The sequence below is a fragment of the Microcoleus sp. bin48.metabat.b7b8b9.023 genome (assembly GCF_013299185.1).
Classification (GTDB): domain Bacteria; phylum Cyanobacteriota; class Cyanobacteriia; order Cyanobacteriales; family Microcoleaceae; genus Microcoleus.
In genome coordinates, this window is record NZ_JAAFKG010000005.1 from 156,636 (window position 1) to 177,108 (window position 20,473).

Genomic DNA, 20,473 nt, shown 5'->3' on the forward strand with positions numbered 1-20,473 from the left:
AGAAATTTAACATGGCTAGGATTCGAGGTACTTTTAATGACGATTTGCTAGAAGGCACTCCTGACAACGATACCCTGTCAGGGTTGGCAGGGAACGACACACTCTACGGTAGAGCCGGAGACGATGAGCTTGATGGTGGTTCTGGTGCAGACAAAATGTATGGTGGTAGCGGTAATGACAAGTACATTGTCGATAATATTGCTGACATAGTTGTCGAGAATACTGCCGAAGGTATCGATCTGGTAGAATCCACCGTCAGCTACACTTTAGGAGCAAACGTCGAAGACTTGCATTTGAAGGGAACTGCTGCTATTGATGCGACCGGAAACAACACCCACAATGCTATGGTAGGCAACGATGCCAACAACTCGATGTATGGTTTGGGCGATCGCGATTACTTATTTGGTGCAGGCGGTAACGACTTCCTAGATGGTGGTGATGGCGATGACCAAATCTATGGTGGTACGGGGGACGACATCATATATGGTCGTGCTGGTGCCGACGACATGAATGGTGGTAGCGGTAATGACCTTTATTTGGTTGATAATGTTGCTGATTTAGTTACCGAGAAAGCTGCCGAAGGTACTGATACCGTAGTCACTTCCACTATCAGCTATACTTTGGGTGCAAACGTCGAAAACCTCACCTTGAGTGATGCTGCTGATATCGATGGCACTGGTAACGAATTGAATAATTATATGCTGGGTAACGCCGGCAAGAACTTCATCAAAGGTGAGGGTGGAGACGATCAAATTAATGGTAGAGGTGGCAATGATATCATTCGTGGCGATAATGGGAATGACACGCTTACAGGTGATACCGGCAATGACTTTGTGTTTGGCGACAAGGGTAACGATATCCTGTACGGCAACGATGGTAATGACCAACTTTTAGGTGGCGGTGGCAACGATACCCTCAATGGCGGTAATGGTAACGATATCTTAACTGGAGGTGGGGATATAGATCCTGCCGGCAACAACATTCTCTGGGGTGGTGCAGGTGCCGATGGATTCAGATTCTATTTTGCTCCCACAGGCATTGACACCATCAAAGACTTCCAGGTGAGTGAAGTTGACAAAATTGAAATTCACCGCAGTTTTGGTGCTACCTCCCTCGACCAATTCAGCTATAGCAAGACTACTGGTGATTTATTCTTCGGTCAAGTTAAGTTTGCCACTCTTGAGAATAAGCCAGCAGACTTCTTAGTATCGCGAGATATTGTGCTATTACCATGAGGAGGAATTGAATTGTATCTGAGTTAAACAGACTTGACATTAAGTCTGTTTAACTCAGATATTACATCATCATTATCTAAGGTATGTAGTTGCGCTTCAGCGCTCTTATCGGGTATGTAGTTGCGCTTCAGCGCTCTTATCAGGTATGTAGTTGCGCTTCAGCGCTCTTATCAGGTATGTAGTTGCGCTTCAGCGCTCTTATCAGGTATGTAGTTGCGCTTCAGCGCTCTTATCAGGTATGTAGTTGCGCTTCAGCGCTCTTGTATATAGCCTTTCGAGCGAGAGAGTGCCTATCACTGTAAATCGAGTTTTTAAGCGAATACCTTGCTACAGAATAACTTTAAGCAGTGAGTTCATCCCAACAGCATCCGCCAATCTTTCCCTTGCAGTATTATATTTAGAAAGAGCGCCCAAGCGCAACAACGTACCTTTTGGAAAACATCAAAATCTGACGCACCATAAAAGTCTATAGTAGCGTGCTAGTTACAATACCGGATGCAAACAAAAGAGTACCCATTGGGTACTCTTTTGTTTGTTTAGATGAAAGCATAACTGACTGAATAGCTGAATCTGACACTTTCATAAAAACCTAAATCCTTTGCAATATCTATCTTTCAAACTTAATGCCTAGATGTTTTTGGGACTTCGGCTTAAGTGGCTAGCTTAACTGTCTAAATGTCCTGGACGTTGGCCGTAAGTCAGGACAAAGTAGATATATCAGCGTGCAGCGTTAGATTTCAACAAATCAGGAAATTAACTAGATGATGTTTAATTATTCCGGGATTTCCGATTGTTCTAATTCGCATTCAACTCAGATTCACAACAATGTGTTTAGTGCGACGCTCACCTATCGCGACAGCTTGTATCTGCCCGATCGCAAAATCGATCGCTTGTGAATCTAATTCGCAATTTGTAGATTGGTTCTGAACTTTGAGAACCAGAGAAAACAAGCACACAAACTACAAATTTTAGGAGAAATTCCGATGGCAAAGCCAATTATTGGTACATCATTCAACGATACGTATTTGGATGGTGGTAACGGGAATGATACGATCTATGCCTTAGCTGGTAACGACTCCTCATCTGGCGGGGCGGGCAACGATACGATGTATGGAGGGCCTGGAAATGATACCTTGTGGGGATACTCGGGCAATGACCTGATCTTCGGTGAAGAGGATAATGACTACCTCTATGGCGAGCAAGGCGCGGATACCGTCTGGGGAGGTGCAGGCAATGATTATATCAACGGTAGCAATGGTTTATTCAATCTTACCGATTCTGCCGATCGACTTTACGGAGAGGCCGGCAACGACACCTTAGATGGTTGGACTGGTAACGACACCCTTTACGGTGGATATGACAACGACCTTTTGCTTGGTTCCTTCGGCAATGACTACCTCGACGGTGACTATGGCAACGACAATCTTTATGGCGAACCAGGAAACGATACGCTGTATGGTGGTGGAGGAGCCGATCGGTTTATTTTCAACTTCAGCCCAGCCTATGAAGGTATTGATTTAATCCAAGACTTTCATTATTGGGAAGGTGATAAAGTCGAAGTCTCCATCAGCGGGATGGGAGTGTCTTCAATCAATGATTTCCAATACAACAACAGCACTGGCGCGTTGTCGTTTAAAAACCAACAATTTGCCAAAGTGCCGGGTGGATTCCGTCCCAGTTCGGATATCGTTTTCGTCCCTTAGGAATTGTCGCTCTGATTAGGAGTTGTTTGAAAATTTTGATATTTCTGGCATTTACTTACGGGTAGCTAGCAACTGGGTTTTTTACAATAATGCTTGGCACTTATGCGGCAGATTTTGCAAAAAACCCGGTTTTTTTAGTTCGGTTGCCGGGGCCGGTGCTAAGTATAATTAGTATGCTAGCGGTCAAGATATTAGGGAAATAGCTAAGAAATTTCAGTGACAACTGGCAATGCGATCGCACTTACAAAAATTAGGATTCGCTCAATAGCCATCGCGGACATCATATCGCATCACATCAAGGTGCCTCGGTCTATCGAGCGCCCGTTTTTTATGCGCTATAATACATATAACTCGATGTATGCGCTATAGCACATAAAAAAGGAGCAATATGGTAGTCACCTCTGCGAATCAATTAGCCGTTACCGTTCGAGAGTATCGCAAAATCGATCGGCTCAGTCAGGCAGATGTCGCCGATCGCGTGGGATTGCGCCAGGAAACCATTTCCGCCTTTGAGAATCAACCCGATCGCACCAAACTCGACACGCTATTCCGCATTCTGTCCGCCTTGAACTTGGAAATTCACGTGGTGCCTAGAGGAACTAAATCCTCAAGCTGGGATCGAGAATGGTAACATCAAAACCTGTCGATCGCCTCAATGTTCTAATGAATGGCATCTGCGTCGGACAACTGACGAAGTTACCGACAGGCGCAATTGCCTTTCAATACGATCTCCAATGGCTTGCTGCACCAGGAACCCGTCCCCTGTCCCTCTCGCTGCCACTGCGCCAAGACTCGTATCAAGGCGATCGAGTTTACAATTTTTTCGATAACTTACTTCCCGATAGCGATCGCACCCGCGCCAAAATCCAGGCTCGCTTTCAAATTAAGAGCACCCAACCCTTCGATTTGCTAGCTGCGATCGGGATAGACTGTGTAGGCGCGATTCAACTTTGTCCGATGGATGCTATTCCCAAACAGACAGACATTATTCAGGCTAAACCTCTTGCGACGAATGAGATAGCAGCCCTATTAAGCGGAGATAGCGATGCACCATTAGGTATGGTGCGCTCAACCGATGAGTTTCGCATTTCCATCGCAGGTGCCCAAGAAAAAACAGCCCTCCTGTGGTATCGAGATCGGTGGTGCTTGCCTTTTGGAACAACCCCAACCAGCCATATTTTTAAACTACCGATCGGTGTTTTATCCAACAACAATATCGATCTCAGTGAAAGTTGTGAAAATGAATGGCTTTGTTTAGAAATTGCGAAATCATTTGGATTGCCCGCTGCTCGTGCTGAAATTCAATTGTTCAATAACGTGAAAGCCTTAGTAGTCGAAAGATTCGATCGGCGTTGGTCAAAGGACGGACAGCGGCTGCTCCGTTTGCCTCAAGAAGATATGTGTCAGGCCTTAGGGCGATCGCCCAGCTTAAAGTATCAATCTGATGGCGGCCCGGGAATTGTAGAGATTATGCAAATTCTACTCGGTTCAGCGGATGCCAGCGGCGATCGAGAACGCTTTTTACAGACGCAAATTTTGTTTTGGCTGTTAGCTGCAACTGACGGACATGGCAAGAATTTTAGTATTTACCTGGAAGCAGAAAACCGCTACCGCCTCACGCCTTTATACGACATCATTTCTGTTTATCCTCTAATGGAAACGAATGCTGTACGAAAGCAAAAAGCAAAAATGGCGATGGCAGTCAGAGGGAAGAAAAACTATTACTATTGGGATAGCATTCAAGCCAGACATTTCATCTCAACGGCAAAACTTGTCAACTTTTCAGAAACTCAAGCCGAGGAAATTGTGCGAGCAATGTTGGGACAGGTGGAGGAGGTAGTCGCACGAGTGGCCACTGCATTACCGGAGGATTTTCCAACACACATTAGCAATCCTATTTTTGAAGGCATGACTGCTTTAGCTCGATCGCAGTTGCGATCGAAACTTGCTTGATGACTTTGACAACACTTAGGAGCGCGAATTAAATAATTTACACAAGTTTGTGGGATGGGCGTCCCACAAGAACAATAAAGATTGTAAGTTATTTAATTCTCATTCCCCGACAACCAGGGGGATGCGAGGGGATCTCCGGCGCATAAATAGTGTTAAGTGAACCGTATTGGTGCATAGTTTCCAAACGGGATTAGCAGATTTGAGTGCGATCGCTCGCAATGAAATTGTGTTAACAATCTTTGAAAACGCGCCTGGGGCAGGGGCGAAGCATTCGGATGTTTGGTAGCCTTTCTTAAGTGGCTAGCTTAAGTGGCTAACTGTCCTGGACATGATTCATGCAGTTGAGTTATTTTGTTAATGTGCTGATAAGTCGCAGCACTGTTTAAATTTGTAAGAATTTTAATCAAAAGCTTGAGTTTGTTTATAGGCACTGCGACCTATAAATAGTCAGCTTGCAAGTTCCCTTCGACTTTACCTATTTGTTTAACTCCAAAAAATGTAATTGTTTGAATTTTAATTTTTGTTAAACAATTCTAGGTTCATTATTTCAATGACAACTTATTATCAGGTTAGACATCATGGTTTTACAAACAGATCCATCCGATCCACGCCGCTTAATTGGTGACAATACATCCGAAAACGTTTTTTTATCGATCGCAGATGCCAATAATTTCCCTTTCGGAGTCTGGATGCTCGGAGGCGACGATACAGTTAACAGTTCAGCAGCTAATAATTTGGTGTATGGCAATGAAGGAGAAGACGTTCTCAGGGGAAACTCGGGTAACGATTCCTTATTTGGAGGCAGGGGGAAAGACTTACTAGGTGGAGAGGCTGGAAATGACTATCTCAGCGGAGGGCAAGATGCAGATTTGATCTATGGGTTTGGGGGAAACGATATTTTATTGGGCGGTAGAGGCAATGATTTCTTAGTTAGTGGTAATGGGTTTGACACTCTGATCGGGGGTTTGGGACGAGATATTTTATTGGGATTTGATGACAATGTTTCTGGGCCTAAAACCGGCAGCAACTTGTATGTCTTGCAAGCAGAACCCGGAGTTACAGATGTCAATAATGCGGATGTGATTAGCCTTTTCAGAGTTGGTTTCGATCGAATTGGATTAGCAGGGGGTTTGACTGCTGGCGATGTAGTTTTGGAAAACCTGACAAATGTGACAATTATATTGGGGTTTGATGGGCCACAAATTTTAAAAGACCAAGGTCTGACAAGTTTACTAAATCCTGGCCCTATTGTAACGACAGGAACTCTCATCAAAGTTAAAAATTCCGGCAATATATTGGGTTTTGTTGATGGTGTAACTCCAGCCCAGGTTCAAGGCAATATCATCTCGGTTCAAGGATTCTAATTTTCCATAACCACACGGTACTCTTGACCGGATAGAATCACTTTGTTCGGTTGGATCAGTTTCGTCGTAATAATCGGGGCGAAGCATTAGGATACAAATCTAATTGAGTTTATTTCAAAAATCATTGTCCGAATGCTTCTCCCATACAACTTTTAACTAAAAGAGGGCGGGCACGCACCATCCACCGCCCCTACAACTGTCAATTATCAACTGTTTACGATCGCCCCCAACACCTCCAAAGTGGCTTTCTGAGCTTGTGTAATGCCCGTGACTCCGGTAATATTCATAGCTTCATAGGGCCGATCGGCTCTGAGAGTTTTCAAACATTCACCTGTATTGACATCCCACAGCTTAATCGTCTCATCCGCACTGCTGCTTGCAAGCACAAAGTCGCGATTTTGGGCCTCATTCGAGACAACGGGACGCCACGCAACAGACCAAACTTGACTTGTATGTCCCTCCAGAATCTTCGTGCACTCTCCCGTGGCAGAATCCCAAAGTCGAATTGTGCGATCGTGCGAGCAACTAGCTAGCATTTCACCGTCGGGACTCCACACCACCGCCCTTACCCTATTGCTGTGTCCCTGCCAAATTTTCAGACACTTACCAGTGTTGCTATCCCAGAGTCGGATGCTTCCATTCTGCGAAGCACTAGCAAGGATTTTGCCATCAGGACTCCAAGCTACAGATTCCACCCAGTTTTTATGTCCCTCCAAGATATTTAAGCATTCGCCGCTGCTGGTATCCCATAGTCGAATAGTTCGATCGTGACCACCACTAGCAAGGATTTTACCATCGGGACTCCAGGCTACACTGCTAATCCAATTGCTGTGTCCCTGCAAGATTTGCACGGATTTCCCCTGTTGAATATCCCACAACCGAATGCTCAAGTCGCCCGCTGCACTCGCGAGAATTTGACTGTTAGGACTCCAAGCGACAGTCCATACCCAGGCTGCATGACCTTGCAGAGTTGTCAAGCATTCGCCGCTGCTGGGATTCCAAAGCCTGATATCGCAGTCATCGGAACCACTGGTGAGGATACTGCCATCGGGACTCCAAGCTAAACTCCAAATCCAATTGCGATGCCCCTGCAACATTTTCAAACACAATCCTGTATCGGGATTCCACAACCGAATCCGACTGTCGGCACTGCTGCTTGCAAGGCTTCGCCCGTCGGGACTCCAGGCTGCGGCAAACATGGAATTGCTGTATCCCTGGAAGGTTTTGAAACTGCGACAATCACTCGATCGCTCGCCGTATACTTCCCACAGTCGCACAGTTTGGTCGTGGGAACCGCTAGCGATGGTTTTGCCGTTGGCACTCCAAGCCACAGTCACAGCCCAAATCGAATTGGTGTGTCCCTCTAAGGTTTGCAAGCATTGACCGATTTCTGTATCCCAGATTGTGATGTTATCGCCTCCACTGGCAGTGGCCAACATTTTGCTATCGGGACTCCAAGCGACTGAGAATACACGGGAATCATATCTTTGCAAGGTTTTGAGACATTGACCGCGATCGGCATCCCAAATCTTCACACAGCCATCTTCGCTACCTGTGGCGAGTAGTTCTCCATCGGGACTCCAAGCCATAGACCAAATTTCACTGTTATGTCCGGATAAGATATTGAGGCACTCACCGCTGTGGATATCCCAGAGTCGAATGGTTCGATCCAAGGAGGCATTGCCGAGGATTTTACCGTCGGGACTCCAAGCAACAGACGAAATCCGATTGCTATGTCCCTGGAAGATGTTGATACATTCTTGGGTACGAGTATCCCAGAGTCGAATTTCGCGATCGTCCCCAGCAGCGAGGAGATGTCCGTTGGGCTGCCATGCTAAGCTTCTGACGGTAGCTTGATGTCCTTCCAAAATTACCAAACAATTGCCAGATTCAATATCCCAAAGCCTGATGGTGCGATCTTCACCTGCACTGGCTAGGATTTGACTGTCTGGACTCCAAGTAATTCCCCAAATCCAACCAAAATGCTCTCTAAATATCCCTCTGCATTGTCCGTCAGCAACCTGCCAAACTGACACTATATTGTTGCTATCTCCGATCGCCAGTAGTTGACTGTCGGGGCTGAAAGCAACTCTTAAAATACCGCCTAAGGGCTGAGTAAATCTGGCTTTTGACAGGTCAGAATGGGCAAAATTAACTCGATGGAGATTGGCATCTTGAAAATCTGCCTGCCAAATACTGAGATAGGAAAAATCGCTGTCGCTGAGGTCAACTTCCAGGTGGCGCAACAGATTGATTATGTTACCGCCCGCATATCCAGTTTGATTTGGACTCTCGGTTTGCAGGCGATATAAGATTTGATGCAATTGATAAACAATGTCTTTTTTAGAGCCTAACTGGTTCAGCAACCGGGCGACTAGCGGCATCACAATTACGCGAATTTGGCTGTCTCGAATATAGTCTTTGTCCTGTGCTTTCATCAGGGCATAGGTTTGCAATAGGGAAGTTGAGGACAAAGGAGTAGAGGATGAGCGATCGGCAATTTCATCACAAATGCGATCGATCAGCGTCTGGGTGACATATTCCATCACCACAGGTTGTAATGTAAACTGACCTGCGTTAGTTTCAATCAACGATCGCCATTTCAAATTTTGCAGGGCTTCCATCAACTGCGTTTGGGATGCGCGAGCATTCAAATCTTCTCGAAGTTCGGCAAAGGAAACCCATTCGCGATCGATCGCCAACCAGCACATTACTTGATGCTCTAAGATTGAAAGACGACTCCATTGTTGTTGAATTAAATCTGCAACATCGCCAAATACAGTAACATTTTGTGCTAGGAAAAGAGCAATATTGCCGCTGAACAAATCTCGAATGGTGGTGGCAACGATTTTTAATGCCAGGGGATTGCATCCATAGCGATCGCACAAATCCTGTTTTTGACTCTCCGATCCAGTTAATTCCGTCGCCTTAATCAATGCTTGGGAGGCTTCTGGAGAACCACCCAAGGACAAGCCCTGTACTGCTAAGTCGCCCGCTTCCGATTGAGCAAATTGATTGCATTTTTCCCGGGTGGTTAACACCAAACAGCTTTGATGGCGAGTTTCGGCCACCGCGCGCAACATTTCTCCGTAAGCTTCATAGCCGGGACGATATTGTCCACTCTGATTCCCAGGTTGTGACAGGCTTTCGGTATTATCGATCACCAGCAGACAACGATGATTCTGTAGACACTGAATCAAGCTGCTAATTTCTGCTTTTGTATCCTGTTGTCCTGAGAGAAATGAGACTAATTCTGCTAAGAAAATTTCCGGCGGCGGGGCATTGCGGAGACTTCGCCAAATGACGTAGCTAAATTGGTTTTGTAGCTGTTCTGCCAGTTTTACAGATAAAGCCGTTTTCCCGATGCCACCAATCCCAAAAATACACACCAACCGACAATTATCTTGCAGAATCCATTGGGTGAGGGTGGTAAGTTCTGCGGTACGGCCGTAAAAGCGGGAAACATCTATGGCTTCTCCCCAATTTTGGGCGATCGACTTTACGGGTTCTCGTTGTGGGGCTTCGGGTTCTGGCTGGATGTAGTCTTGCTCGGTTATAGTCAGGTTAAAGGCGCGAAATAGCTCTTCTAGGGTTTGGCGATCGACTGCTGCTTTGCCACTTCGCAACCGTCCGAGCGATCGAGCACTGAGCCCTGTCAAATTGCTTAATCGCTCCAATGTGTAAGCAGAACCGCCATTTTCAGCAATGGCTAATTGTTCCTGGGTATTCTGTAGACGCTGCAAACCCCAATCTGAAAGAATCACGCCTCGGCGCTTGCGCTTTTGCGGCAGTTTAGTCATATCTTAAATTTCAACTATTCCAACTTGAACTTAGGACTTGTTGTTACATTCGTAGTGTCATTTAACCGCTATAAGATTCGTTCGTAGTGCGGACTTGAGTCCGCAGATTGAGAGCGGACTGAAGTCCGCACTACAAACCGTTCGTAGTGCGGACTTGAGTCCGCAGATTGAGAGCGGACTGAAGTCCGCACTACAAACCGTTCGTAGTGCGGACTTGAGTCCGCAGATTGAGAGCGGACTGAAGTCCGCACTACAAACCGTTTTTTTCTGGTAATCGACCGGACACGAGATCAACTGTCAACTGTCAACTGTCAACTGTTTTTAAAGCTTGTCATATCTCAAATCCAGATTCAACCCGTCATTTGCCGTAGTCAATTGTTAAGAAACCGATACAAAAGCATCTATTTCTCCTCGCAACTCGTCTGACTCGATATCAAGTCCGAATGATTGGTGATTAATTTATCAGGGAAAATGCAACACTTAACTCAGAATGATTTTGAAATTTTTTCAGGATGCCTACAGGAACTATACAAAACTTGTACCGTTGAGGATTTCTCATCTCATCTGCTGGCGATCGTCTCGAAGGTTATTTCCGCAGTAGATTATACATACACCACCCTCTCCTTCGAGAACAGCAAGACTACCACCCTGGACTATAAACCAGCCCCTGGGTTCGATCGCCTCGATACAGTGAATTTTGAGAAAGTTGCTCACCAGCATTTTTACGAAAACCCTCTAGTCGGTAATTATCTCCGAACTCGTGACGATCGAGCGCATAAGGTTTCAGACTTCTTAAACGAGCAGCAACTGCACCGTCTGGAAGGATTGTATGGAAAGCTGATGCAGCCTAGAGGAATCAAGGATCTGATCGCAGTTTCACTACCTCTTACTTTGGCTGCTAAATCTGCGAGCAAGCTCTACTCTGGACAAGATGATATTATTGCGATTACACTTTTGGGAGACCGGATTTTTACTGAGCGCGATCGCTATTTATTCAATTTACTGCACCCTCATCTGGTACAAGCGCAGCAAAACATGAATCAGTTTGCCCAAATAGAACAGGAGTGGGTAGAACAGCGTCATACTCTGGAAGCATTGGGAATTATTTCTCTCAACGGAGATGGGCAAGTTCAATTCATCAGCGAACGAGCTTTGCATTGGCTGAAACAGTATTTTCAAGACTCACAATTTTCAACAAAATGTTTGCCAGACAATTTGCACCGATGGGTTAAATATCAGTTGTCGCTGGTAAAACCTACTGATGAAATTCCTGCACCTCATTTACCGCTGAAATTAGAACAGGCAGGAAAACAATTAGTTGTGCGCTTTCTGACTGAGCAACCGCTGGAAAAATATCTATTGTTGCTTGAAGAAGAAGAGTTTTTGACTCTATCATCCGTATCCTTGGAATTGCTAGGGTTGACCAAGCGGGAAACAGAAGTATTGTTTGAGGTGACGCAAGGTAAGACTAATCCAGAAATTGCGGCAACACTGAGTCTGAGCAGTGGTACTGTGAGAAAGTATTTAGAACATATCTACTCAAAGCTGGGAGTACAAACTCGTGCGGAGGCTGTAGTAAGTGCTTTGAAACAGCTTGGGAAACTTCGTTAAAGTGGGAATTTACTGATTGTATTCCCAAAAAAGCTGTTCGGATGGATAAGAATTCCGACTTCTTAGTAGAATCGGCTCATTTCCCAAAATCGATTTTTATCTCTCTTTGGTTACTTTAGGTAATTTTAAAATCATGTCAAATCTTGTGAGTCCAGAAGATTCCGATCCGACGGCCCAGACGAATGACGAGTCGATCGCACTTGCGATCGCGATTACCGTTATTCCTCAAAAAAACGGGCGTTGCGTTAAAATCAGTCATGACCAATTATTCAATCTAAAATCCAAAATCCAAAATCCAAAATCCAAAATAGCATGAGTCTCAGCTTGCGAACAGTCACTGCTACCAGATATGTCACTCCCTTGCGCGAGGGTGGCTCGCTACCGGCGATCGTCGAAGCAGACGATGATGGTATGTACGTGCTCAAATTTCGCGGTGCGGGCCAGGGAGTAAAATCTTTAATTGCAGAGCTCGTGGCGGGGGAAATTGCTCGCGTTTGCGGGCTACCAATCCCCGAAATTGTGTTTGTGGAACTCGATCGCGAACTCGCACGCACGGAACCAGATCCCGAAATTCAAGATTTAATTCGCGCCAGTGCAGGCCTGAACCTCGCCCTCGACTATCTCCCTGGTTCCATCACTTTTGACCCGATAGCGGACAAATCCAATGCGGATCTCGCCTCGGAAATCGTCTGGTTCGATGCTTTTGTCACCAATATCGATCGCACGCCGCGCAATGCAAATATGCTGATCTGGCACCGCCAGCTTTGGCTGATCGATCACGGGGCAGCCCTCTACTTCCAACATACTTGGAAAGATTATCTCTCCCGCAGTCGCGATCGTTTTCCGGCCATCAAAGACCACGTTTTGCTGCGCTTTGCGAGCAAGTTGGAAGTGGCAGATTTAAAAATGACTCAGATCCTAACGCCAGAAATTATTCGCAGCATCGTTGAATTAATTCCTGATACTTGGCTGGTTGAAAATTCCCCTTTTAGCGATAGCAACCAACATCGGGATGCTTATATTGAGTATTTGCTAAACCGACTAGAATCACCGCACATTTTTTTGGAGGAAGCGATTAGTGCCCGATCGATGTCTGTATGATTATGCGATTATCCGCGTGGTTCCGAAAGTCGAGCGCGAAGAGTTTGTTAACGTCGGTGTTATTGTTTCCTGCGGTGCCAAAAAATTCCTCGAAGCCCGCATCGAAATTGACGAAAGTCGCTTGAGGGCGATCGACTCAACCTTAGATCTGGAACTGATTCGCCACCACCTAGCCGTGATTCCTGTCATTTGTGCGGGCGCTAAGGAGTCTGGCGCGATCGGTCAACTTCCCCACAGAGAGCGGTTTCACTGGCTGGTAGCGCCCCGCAGTACGATCGTTCAGACATCGCGGGTACACACTGGTTTTTGCGAAAATCTCCCAAGTGCGATCGAACATTTGCTCGATCGAATGGTGCGATCGTCAGTTGACAGTTGACAGTTGACAGTTGACAGTTTGAGAGCTACCTCTACCCTTAAAGAATAAAAATTCAATAATTTCAGCATCTTTACGTCCGGTAGCTTTGCAGGCAAGGATTGAAACATCGAAATTGCTTAAGTTATTAAATTGCCATTCCTAAGTCAGAGGATTGGAGTAATGAATCGTCTTTTTAATTTCTCCCTCAAATGGTTCCGGCTTTCAACCAATTATTATTTCTGGTAGATTTTAGATTTACTTATTTTTTAGAGAAAGATGAGAAAACAAGAGGAAAAGCAGATCGAGCTAATTGATTTTAGCCGATAACTGACATCAGATTTTCTGCTACCTCAGCGGGACCATCTCAGTTTTGCATTTGTAGTGCGAGCGTCCCCGCTCGCGTGCTTTATAAAGCACGCGAGCGAGACGCTCGCACTGAAATAAAAAATGCTTTTTACAAAAATGAGATGCTCCCATCTCAGCCTGCTTTGCTGAAAAGTTCAGGATAGGGAAATATCCATTTTCAACTGCACCAACAGCCAAAGTTTAACACTTTAGAACATCGGGAGCATCCCATTTTTGCTTTCAGATCGCGGACGGTTGCATCATAATAATATATTTGGATCGAAGCAGTGCGAGCGTCCCCGCTCGCACTGCGTAAAAAATGCTTTTTACCAAAATTGGAATGCTCCCGGAATATCAAGCTATTTGGCACGTTATTGCTCATTTTCCAAAACCAGGATAAAGCATTGCCATCCCTTGCGGTTCGTGGCTGTATTTCCCACTTTGGGAAGGTTTGTATGTCTCATTGTACAAACAGAGGCTATCAGGATTTTTCACCACAAACTGCATCATTCGCCGATGGGCTTCTCCTCGGAAAAACTGTTTCAGATCGGCTTCTGAATGCCAGTAACTCACCATAATCACTTCCTTTGGCCCGCAAATTCCTGCTTTCACTTGCACGCAGCCTTCAGCTTTACGAGTCGAAGTGCCGATCGACACCAGATTTTTCCACATCCAGAAAAACCCGATCGCGCGGCGCGCCACAAAGCCATTGACAAACACCACTGCCTCCGGGCTATCGGGCAAATCGATCTGGTAAATGGAATATCTGTTTGCATTTGCCATTTTCAGACTCCTTGATAATCTTGCTACCTGGAAGTTTTATATTCAATTTTACGAGTATTAATTAAATTGAACACTTATGCTTAGTGTATATTCAACTTATTGAGTATGTCAACCCCCAGCCTATGTCTCTTAGCTATGCCATTCTGTCAGTCTTAGTCAGCGCCCCCAGCAGTGGCTACGATCTTGCCAAGCGCTTCAATCCCTCTGTGGAAGGATCCGTTGGTTTTTTTTGGAGTGCCAGCTTCCAGCAGATTTACCGAGAATTGAACCGCCTGGAAGAAAAGCAGTGGCTGCAAGCCGAATCCGTACAGCAGGAAAATCGACCCGACAAACGTGTCTATACGGTGACGGGATTGGGCAAACAGCAGTTGTGTCAATGGATTGCTGAGTCGGAGGAAATGGCATCAATCAAGGATGAGTTACTTGTCAAACTCTATGCTGGCAATCTGGTTTCTTCTCAGATAATCGTGGCAAAACTCGAAGCGCACCGCCAGCAACACCAGCAGCGATTAATGATTTATCAACAAATTAAAACTCAGGAATTTATAAATCCCCAAAAGTTGTCAAACAGCCTAAAATTTCAGTACATAACGTTACTGCGCGGGATTCACTACGAAACAGGCTGGCTAGCTTGGTGCGACGAGATCCTGTTGTTGCTGCAATAAGTGCAAGATGAAAGCAATAATTTAAGTAAGTCGGCGTAAATAATTCAAGGTTTGTAGTAAGGGCTTTAGCCCTGTTTTGAGGGCTAAAGCCCTCACTACGAGCAAATTGAGCGTATTTTAAAATTACTTAACATACTTTCTCTTATTACTGCCTACTTACTTACTAAAATTAGACTAGATTGCAAAATCGTAAAAAAACCTGAAATTATCTGCGTTTATCTGCGTTTATCTGTCTGACATCTGCGGTTGAAATATCGACTGAAAACTTATGCAATAAATCTCTTGTACAATGTTTATATTTTGCACTTCAATTAGCGAAACTTTTGCTAATTGCGTTAGCGATTTTTGACTGAAATAATAAGCTCTTTTAGTTTTTATATTTGGGACTGACTGGCGTCCCCAGCCAACAAAAATTGGATGATTTTTGAGATTTGATTTAAATACTGAGCGAGCTTATTTTCAAACATAAATCGCATTTTTTTGAAAATTTAATTGTTAATTTTCCGCAATCCCCCTGACAACTGCTGTATCAAAAGGCTAAGCTAGCTACAAGCTTAAACTTCCTTTTCTAGAGACAAACCGCAGCCAATTTCACTCGCCTTTTAACTATGGCAAAAGAATTAGCAATAGACACTCGCGGACTTACCAAACAATTCGATCGCCATATTGCCGTCAATGACATCGATTTGCAAGTCGGCGCCGGGGAAATCTGCGGCCTCATCGGCCCCAACGGTGCGGGCAAAACTACCTTGCTGCGAATGTTGGCCTCCGCTGAAGAACCTACTACAGGGGAAATTTACATCAACGGCAAGCGCTTGTTGCGCGATCGATCCAACCCCACTCTCAAACAGCGCATCGGTTTTCTTCCCGATGACTTTCCGCTTTACGACGATTTGACTGTTTCCGATTATTTAGATTACTTTGCCCGATTGTACAACCTGCGGCAACCCCGGCGCAGAGAGCGCATCTATGCAGTTTTAGAACTCGTGCAATTAACCAACAAGCGCAACAGCTTAATTTCCACTCTGTCGCGGGGAATGAAGCAGCGCCTGAGTTTGGGGCGCACGATCATTCACGAACCGCTGTTGTTGCTGTTAGATGAACCAGTTTCGGGTTTAGATCCGATCGCGCGATCGCAATTTCGCGAAATCATCAAATCCTTGCAACAAGCCGGCATGACTGTAGTCATATCATCCCACGTTCTCAGCGATTTAGCCGAACTTTGCACCTGGGTAGGGATTATGGAATTGGGCTATCTTGTGGAAAGTGCTCCTTTACAAGAACTTTACAAACGCCTCGGGAAACAGCAAATTTTCCTATCAACTTTGGGCGATTTAGAAGCACTGACATCCGAACTCAAGAACTTTCCTTGGGTTGAAAGTTGGGAAATTGTGCCGGAAACTAATCAGGTGTGCGTTCATTTTTCAGGAAGCCGGGAAGATGCAGCAAATTTATTGCGATCGCTCGTCAATGCCAATATTCCCCTCACCGAATTTCACTGCACTCAAGAAGACTTAGAAACTATCTTTCTGAAAATGGGACACAAACAAGCTTCTTAAATAGCCTTGGACGCACGGGCAATCGAAAACCGGTTGTTTTACCAAAATCTACGATCGGAGCCGCGAGACTCACAAAAAATCCGGTTTGTGGGGTCTAAATGCGTCCCAGACTATTAATATCAAGTCCGATCAATTACCATAACAATGAAAGTCCGCAAAAGCGGATTTCAGTCTGCATAATGCGGACTGAAGTCCGCACTACGAACCAATTTTATAACGGTCAATCGACCGGACGCGATCTAAATCTCACAACTTCCAATTTTTCACTTACAACTCAAAACAATTAGCTATGAATCTCAACTTGCTAGACACAATCGGTAACTGGAATTCCCAGTTATTTCGAGAACTTAAAGGCCGGCTGAAAATGGGGCATATTGCGATCGCCAGCTTCCTTTCCCTCGGCAGTCAACTGGTGCTATTTTTGTCGTGGAGCAGCCAGATACCCGTTCCGCCCGCTGCCACCAATTACCAGTACCCGACTCATCACAGATTCTGCACTGGATTTGATGGCAATGCCAAAGGTGATTCAATCAAGTGTATCAAAGATGCGGCAGGAAATTTCATCATTCACTGGCCGTCTTGGTGGCTAGAAATATTCCTGTATTTGAGCATATTTAGTGCGATCGCACTTTTCGCAGCCGGCACTTATATGCTCGTCAGTGACTTAGACAAAGAGGAACGTCGAGGCACACTCAACTTTATTCGCCTCAGCCCCCAATCTGCCACCACAATTTTTCTCGGCAAAATTCTCGGCGTCCCAATTTTACTGTATCTGGGAGCAATTCTTGCTGTACCGCTGCACCTGTACAGCGGATTAGCAGCTCAAATACCCCTGCATCATATTTTAGGTTTCGACATAGCAATGGTAGCTAGCTGTGCTTTATTTTACAGCGGCGCCATGCTATTTGGTTTAACAACCAGTTGGTTGGGAGGGTTTCAGCCTTGGCTGGCTAGTGCTGCGGTTTTGGGTTTTCTTACCACAGCTTTTAATGCACCATCCATCGGTAATGCTGGGGACTTGTTAACATTTTTATCTCCGGCTGCTGTCTTGAAACAGGTAGCTTATCAAGTTAATCAGTCATCCCATTCTAACATTAGCTGGTTGACTGGAGAGATCGATCGTGTGGAATGGTTTCATTTGCAGATTGGCAAAAATTTTGTATCTTCTACTGCCCTATCTTTATTAATTTGTGTAGTAGCAACCTACTGGATGTGGCAGGGATGGCAGCGTCGCTTTCCCAACCCCACCGCCACTGTTTTGAGCAAGCGACAAAGTTATTTGCTGGTGATTTCCTATCAGTCAATAATTTTAGGATTTGCACTCCAATCAAATAAATACTCCCTTGATGAAATCGTCTGTTTGTCGATTCCAAATTTGATGATTTTCTTAGCTTTGATTGCGGCTTTAACCCCGGAAAGACAAGCCTTGTACGATTGGGCGAGGTATCGCAGACAAATAGTTCCCACTGGCAGTCAGAAGCTGTGGCGCAAATACCCGATTCTCGATTTGATTTGGAGTGAAAAAAGCCCAGCATTAATTGCCATAGCAATCAATCTTCTCAGTTCTACGGTGATTTTAATACCTTGGCTGCTGGTGAATCCCTACGCTTTTCCCGCCACGATCGCCTTTATCAATCTCATCCTGATTTACGCGGGTATCGCTCAGCTATTCATGTTCGCAAAAATCCGAAATCAGGCAGTTTGGGCGACTTGTACAGTCGGAGGTGCAATCCTTTTACCACCAATTATTTTGTCTGTACTTTCCTTCTACCCAGCAAAAGCTCCTTTCATGTGGCTGTCTTTAGTATTTCCCATCTTTGGATCTTCACTCGATGGGTCAATATATACGATTTTGCCCGCGATCCTGGGACAGTGGACTGTGTTGGTGCTGCTGAATCTACAATTGATTCGGCAACTCCGTATCGCTGGGGAATCGGCATCTAAAGCTTTGCTGAAGGCTTGAAAAAATAGAAAGGCGGTTGAAACCGCCTGCTATTTTGGAAAGGGCTACTCCCAGAGTCCAAGGAGTGTCAACTTAAGACTGAAATCCTTGAGAAATCTCGTTTGTCTACGAGTCTAGATCCCCCTAAATTCCCCTTAAGAAGGGGGACTTTGAGTATACTAGACTTGAATTTCAAAAATCGGAAAACACCCTGAAATTATCTGCGTTGCATCTGTGTTTGTCACTCTGACATCTGCGGTTTAAGGATCGATCGAAGACTTATGCAAGATGCCTACTCTTGTCCCCCCCTTCTTAAGGGGGAGTAGGGGGCAAGCTAAGGGGGGATCTAGATTTAATAGTCAAACAGCAGTCTCTGATTCACATTAAAAAGGAGTCTCAACTTAAGACTGAAACCCTTGAAAAATCTCGTTTATATCCGAGTCCAGATCCCCCTAAATGTCCGTTAAGAAGCAGGGCGGTTTTATAGTAGTCAGACAAATTAGGTACGTAGTTGCGCTTCAGCGCTCTTTCCTGATATTTATGAAGAGCGCTCAAGCGCAACTACGTACCTTTAACTATACTTGCGGCCGCGCCACTGAGTCGGCTGATTAAACGCAGAAATTAGAATCCGCAAAAACGCTAACGGATCGGCTAAAGGTGACAGCCAAAACAGCCATTTACCCGATGCTTCAGTTCGATCGTATGAAGGAGCGATCGCAAAACACAAAGCCGATCGCACTGCAACCAAAAATACATTCAATCCCCACAGCCCAAACTGCCCAGATACAGCCATCGCAGGCACAGAACCGGATAGCAAATACCACAGGACGATCGGCACCGGCAAACCTTGAACCGCCAACAACAGCCACAAATCGCCCCAAATTTGACCGCCAGAAGCAGCATCTTTGAGATCTAGCGATCGACCCCACTCGTTCCAAGTCTCGATCGCCCCCTCATACATCCGCACCTTCAAGACTTTCGCCCCGTCCAAAAATCCCACCTTAAAGCCTTTAGCAGCAGCATAGCGAGCCAGAGTCACATCATCGCAAAAAGAACCTTTTGCCACTTCATAGCCCCCTAAAGCCACCAAAACCTCGCGCTTGCAGAGGAAACACTGACCGTTTGCCATCACCCGTTCCGGGACATCTCCGCCGGTTCCCGTGGGGCCGAAGCGATACACCAAAGTCATTAACAGGGCAGGTTGCAGCCACAACTCGCCCGGATACTTGAGGATGAACTGCGGCGATAGCGAAATCAAATCATAATTTCCCGCAGCAGCAGTTTTGAGCAAACTTGCGATCAAACCCGGATGGGGCTGAGTATCCGCATCGATGCCCAAAATCCACTCGCACTTCTGGGAACTTGCCAAAAAACCCCAATTCAGCGCCCACGGACGCCCCACCCAACCAGGCGGTAACGGATCGTCGTTAATTAAGCGAAACCGGGGGTCTTTTTGCGCCGCAGCCTTGACTAAATCTCCGGTTCCATCTACCGAATAGCTGTCAACAACTACCACCTCTCGGAGCTCGTAACTTTGGTGACTCAATCCTTCCAAACAAGGTGCAATTCTTTCTGCTTCATTCAAAGTCGGAACCACCGCAGTACAAGCACCCAACAAGTCCAGCGTCGGCGAATCTGGTTCTAGGGGCGGGATGCGCGAGGGGCCTTTAATTAACCGCGACATTAAAAGGGCGGTGGCGGGTAATTGCAACAGCAAAAGTGCGGCAGGGATGATGGTTGTCAGGAGATTTGGAATATTGGGAGAAATCATATCTATTTTAGATTTTAGATTTTAGATTTTCAATTGAAGAATTGGGAATTACGGCTGGTGTCAATTTAAAAAATTTAATCAACTTTTCATATCATGTCCTATCGATTACCACAACAAAAACGGTTCGTAGTGCGGACTTTAGTCCGCAGCATCAGAGCGGACTTAAGTCCGCACTACGAACCTTACTTATTGAGGTTAATCGACGATCGGACACGATATAACCTCAAACATATTAACGGTTCGTAGTGCGGACTTTAGTCCGCAGCATCAGAGCGGACTAAAGTCC

17 protein-coding genes are annotated in these 20,473 nt (G+C 45.5%); 14 read left to right on the forward strand and 3 right to left on the reverse strand.

Going from position 1 to position 20,473, the window contains the following annotated elements; all coding sequences use genetic code 11:
- The first annotated feature begins 11 nt into the window (after window positions 1–11).
- The 6 genes from QZW82_RS05160 to QZW82_RS05185 all read left to right on the forward strand — a co-directional run bounded on the left by QZW82_RS05160 (window position 12) and on the right by QZW82_RS05185 (window position 6,255).
- Complete coding sequence (locus QZW82_RS05160; protein WP_293145578.1) at window positions 12–1,235, forward strand: calcium-binding protein; 1,224 nt, start codon at window positions 12–14, stop codon at window positions 1,233–1,235.
- Window positions 1,236–1,996: 761 nt separating this feature from the next.
- Entirely contained in the window at window positions 1,997–2,131 is a 135-nt protein-coding gene (locus tag QZW82_RS05165) for a hypothetical protein (protein WP_293145581.1), read from the forward strand.
- Between the two features lie 87 nt (window positions 2,132–2,218).
- Window positions 2,219–2,938 carry a calcium-binding protein gene (locus tag QZW82_RS05170; RefSeq protein ID WP_293145583.1) on the forward strand — a complete coding sequence of 240 codons (720 nt, stop codon included), beginning with the start codon at window positions 2,219–2,221 and terminating at the stop codon, window positions 2,936–2,938.
- 388 nt (window positions 2,939–3,326) lie between these two features.
- Entirely contained in the window at window positions 3,327–3,569 is a 243-nt protein-coding gene (locus QZW82_RS05175) for a helix-turn-helix domain-containing protein (protein WP_293145588.1), read from the forward strand.
- Entirely contained in the window at window positions 3,563–4,891 is a 1,329-nt protein-coding gene (locus QZW82_RS05180; RefSeq protein WP_293145591.1) for a type II toxin-antitoxin system HipA family toxin, read from the forward strand. Before QZW82_RS05175 ends, QZW82_RS05180 begins: the two co-directional genes overlap by 7 nt.
- A 578-nt stretch (window positions 4,892–5,469) precedes the next feature.
- On the forward strand, window positions 5,470–6,255 hold the full coding sequence (locus QZW82_RS05185; protein WP_293145594.1) for a calcium-binding protein: 786 nt from the start codon (window positions 5,470–5,472) through the stop codon (window positions 6,253–6,255).
- A gap of 206 nt (window positions 6,256–6,461) precedes the next feature.
- On the opposite strand, the gene QZW82_RS05190 is transcribed toward QZW82_RS05185, so the two are convergent.
- Complete coding sequence (locus QZW82_RS05190; RefSeq protein WP_293145597.1) at window positions 6,462–10,055, reverse strand: NACHT domain-containing protein; 3,594 nt, start codon at window positions 10,053–10,055, stop codon at window positions 6,462–6,464.
- 471 nt (window positions 10,056–10,526) lie between these two features.
- On the opposite strand from QZW82_RS05190, the gene QZW82_RS05195 reads away from it, so the two are divergent.
- From QZW82_RS05195 to QZW82_RS05210, 4 genes are all read left to right on the forward strand, one after another.
- Entirely contained in the window at window positions 10,527–11,666 is a 1,140-nt protein-coding gene (locus tag QZW82_RS05195) for a helix-turn-helix transcriptional regulator (RefSeq protein WP_293145600.1), read from the forward strand.
- Window positions 11,667–11,799: 133 nt separating this feature from the next.
- On the forward strand, window positions 11,800–11,982 hold the full coding sequence (locus tag QZW82_RS05200) for a hypothetical protein (RefSeq protein WP_293145603.1): 183 nt from the start codon (window positions 11,800–11,802) through the stop codon (window positions 11,980–11,982).
- A complete protein-coding gene (locus tag QZW82_RS05205; protein ID WP_293145606.1) occupies window positions 11,979–12,767 on the forward strand; it encodes a HipA family kinase in 789 nt (262 codons plus the stop codon). The genes QZW82_RS05200 and QZW82_RS05205 overlap by 4 nt, the downstream gene beginning before the upstream one ends.
- On the forward strand, window positions 12,745–13,143 hold the full coding sequence (locus QZW82_RS05210) for a DUF3037 domain-containing protein (protein ID WP_293145608.1): 399 nt from the start codon (window positions 12,745–12,747) through the stop codon (window positions 13,141–13,143). Before QZW82_RS05205 ends, QZW82_RS05210 begins: the two co-directional genes overlap by 23 nt.
- 702 nt (window positions 13,144–13,845) lie before the next feature.
- On the opposite strand, the gene QZW82_RS05215 is transcribed toward QZW82_RS05210, so the two are convergent.
- Window positions 13,846–14,250, reverse strand: a complete 405-nt coding sequence (locus QZW82_RS05215; protein ID WP_293145611.1) for a DUF4188 domain-containing protein — start codon at window positions 14,248–14,250, stop codon at window positions 13,846–13,848.
- Window positions 14,251–14,372: 122 nt separating this feature from the next.
- Here QZW82_RS05215 and QZW82_RS05220 point away from each other — a divergent pair, with 122 nt between their 5' ends.
- The 3 genes from QZW82_RS05220 (at window position 14,373) to QZW82_RS05230 (ending at window position 18,437) form a co-directional block, all read left to right on the forward strand.
- Window positions 14,373–14,915: a PadR family transcriptional regulator gene (locus QZW82_RS05220; protein ID WP_293145614.1), complete on the forward strand. Its 543-nt coding sequence runs from the start codon at window positions 14,373–14,375 to the stop codon at window positions 14,913–14,915.
- A gap of 608 nt (window positions 14,916–15,523) precedes the next feature.
- Window positions 15,524–16,474, forward strand: a complete 951-nt coding sequence (locus tag QZW82_RS05225) for an ABC transporter ATP-binding protein (RefSeq protein ID WP_293145617.1) — start codon at window positions 15,524–15,526, stop codon at window positions 16,472–16,474.
- Between the two features lie 289 nt (window positions 16,475–16,763).
- Window positions 16,764–18,437, forward strand: coding sequence for a hypothetical protein (locus QZW82_RS05230; protein WP_293145620.1), 1,674 nt, complete (start codon window positions 16,764–16,766; stop codon window positions 18,435–18,437).
- Between the two features lie 550 nt (window positions 18,438–18,987).
- Here QZW82_RS05230 and cruG read toward each other — a convergent pair.
- Entirely contained in the window at window positions 18,988–20,187 is a 1,200-nt protein-coding gene (cruG, locus tag QZW82_RS05235) for a 2'-O-glycosyltransferase CruG (RefSeq protein ID WP_293145623.1), read from the reverse strand.
- A 93-nt stretch (window positions 20,188–20,280) separates the two neighbouring features.
- Between cruG and QZW82_RS05240 the strand changes: the two genes are divergently transcribed.
- Window positions 20,281–20,433, forward strand: coding sequence for a hypothetical protein (locus tag QZW82_RS05240; protein WP_293145626.1), 153 nt, complete (start codon window positions 20,281–20,283; stop codon window positions 20,431–20,433).
- Window positions 20,434–20,473: the final 40 nt, after the last annotated feature.

Coding starts and splice junctions, on each gene's coding strand:
- QZW82_RS05160 (WP_293145578.1), top strand. CDS start 12: ATGGCTAGGATTCGAGGTACTTTTAATGACGATTTGCTAGAAGGCACT.
- QZW82_RS05165 (WP_293145581.1), top strand. CDS start 1,997: ATGATGTTTAATTATTCCGGGATTTCCGATTGTTCTAATTCGCATTCA.
- QZW82_RS05170 (WP_293145583.1), top strand. CDS start 2,219: ATGGCAAAGCCAATTATTGGTACATCATTCAACGATACGTATTTGGAT.
- QZW82_RS05175 (WP_293145588.1), top strand. CDS start 3,327: ATGGTAGTCACCTCTGCGAATCAATTAGCCGTTACCGTTCGAGAGTAT.
- QZW82_RS05180 (WP_293145591.1), top strand. CDS start 3,563: ATGGTAACATCAAAACCTGTCGATCGCCTCAATGTTCTAATGAATGGC.
- QZW82_RS05185 (WP_293145594.1), top strand. CDS start 5,470: ATGGTTTTACAAACAGATCCATCCGATCCACGCCGCTTAATTGGTGAC.
- QZW82_RS05190 (WP_293145597.1), bottom strand. CDS start 10,055: ATGACTAAACTGCCGCAAAAGCGCAAGCGCCGAGGCGTGATTCTTTCA.
- QZW82_RS05195 (WP_293145600.1), top strand. CDS start 10,527: ATGCAACACTTAACTCAGAATGATTTTGAAATTTTTTCAGGATGCCTA.
- QZW82_RS05200 (WP_293145603.1), top strand. CDS start 11,800: ATGTCAAATCTTGTGAGTCCAGAAGATTCCGATCCGACGGCCCAGACG.
- QZW82_RS05205 (WP_293145606.1), top strand. CDS start 11,979: ATGAGTCTCAGCTTGCGAACAGTCACTGCTACCAGATATGTCACTCCC.
- QZW82_RS05215 (WP_293145611.1), bottom strand. CDS start 14,250: ATGGCAAATGCAAACAGATATTCCATTTACCAGATCGATTTGCCCGAT.
- QZW82_RS05220 (WP_293145614.1), top strand. CDS start 14,373: ATGTCTCTTAGCTATGCCATTCTGTCAGTCTTAGTCAGCGCCCCCAGC.
- QZW82_RS05225 (WP_293145617.1), top strand. CDS start 15,524: ATGGCAAAAGAATTAGCAATAGACACTCGCGGACTTACCAAACAATTC.
- QZW82_RS05230 (WP_293145620.1), top strand. CDS start 16,764: ATGAATCTCAACTTGCTAGACACAATCGGTAACTGGAATTCCCAGTTA.
- cruG (WP_293145623.1), bottom strand. CDS start 20,187: ATGATTTCTCCCAATATTCCAAATCTCCTGACAACCATCATCCCTGCC.
- QZW82_RS05240 (WP_293145626.1), top strand. CDS start 20,281: ATGTCCTATCGATTACCACAACAAAAACGGTTCGTAGTGCGGACTTTA.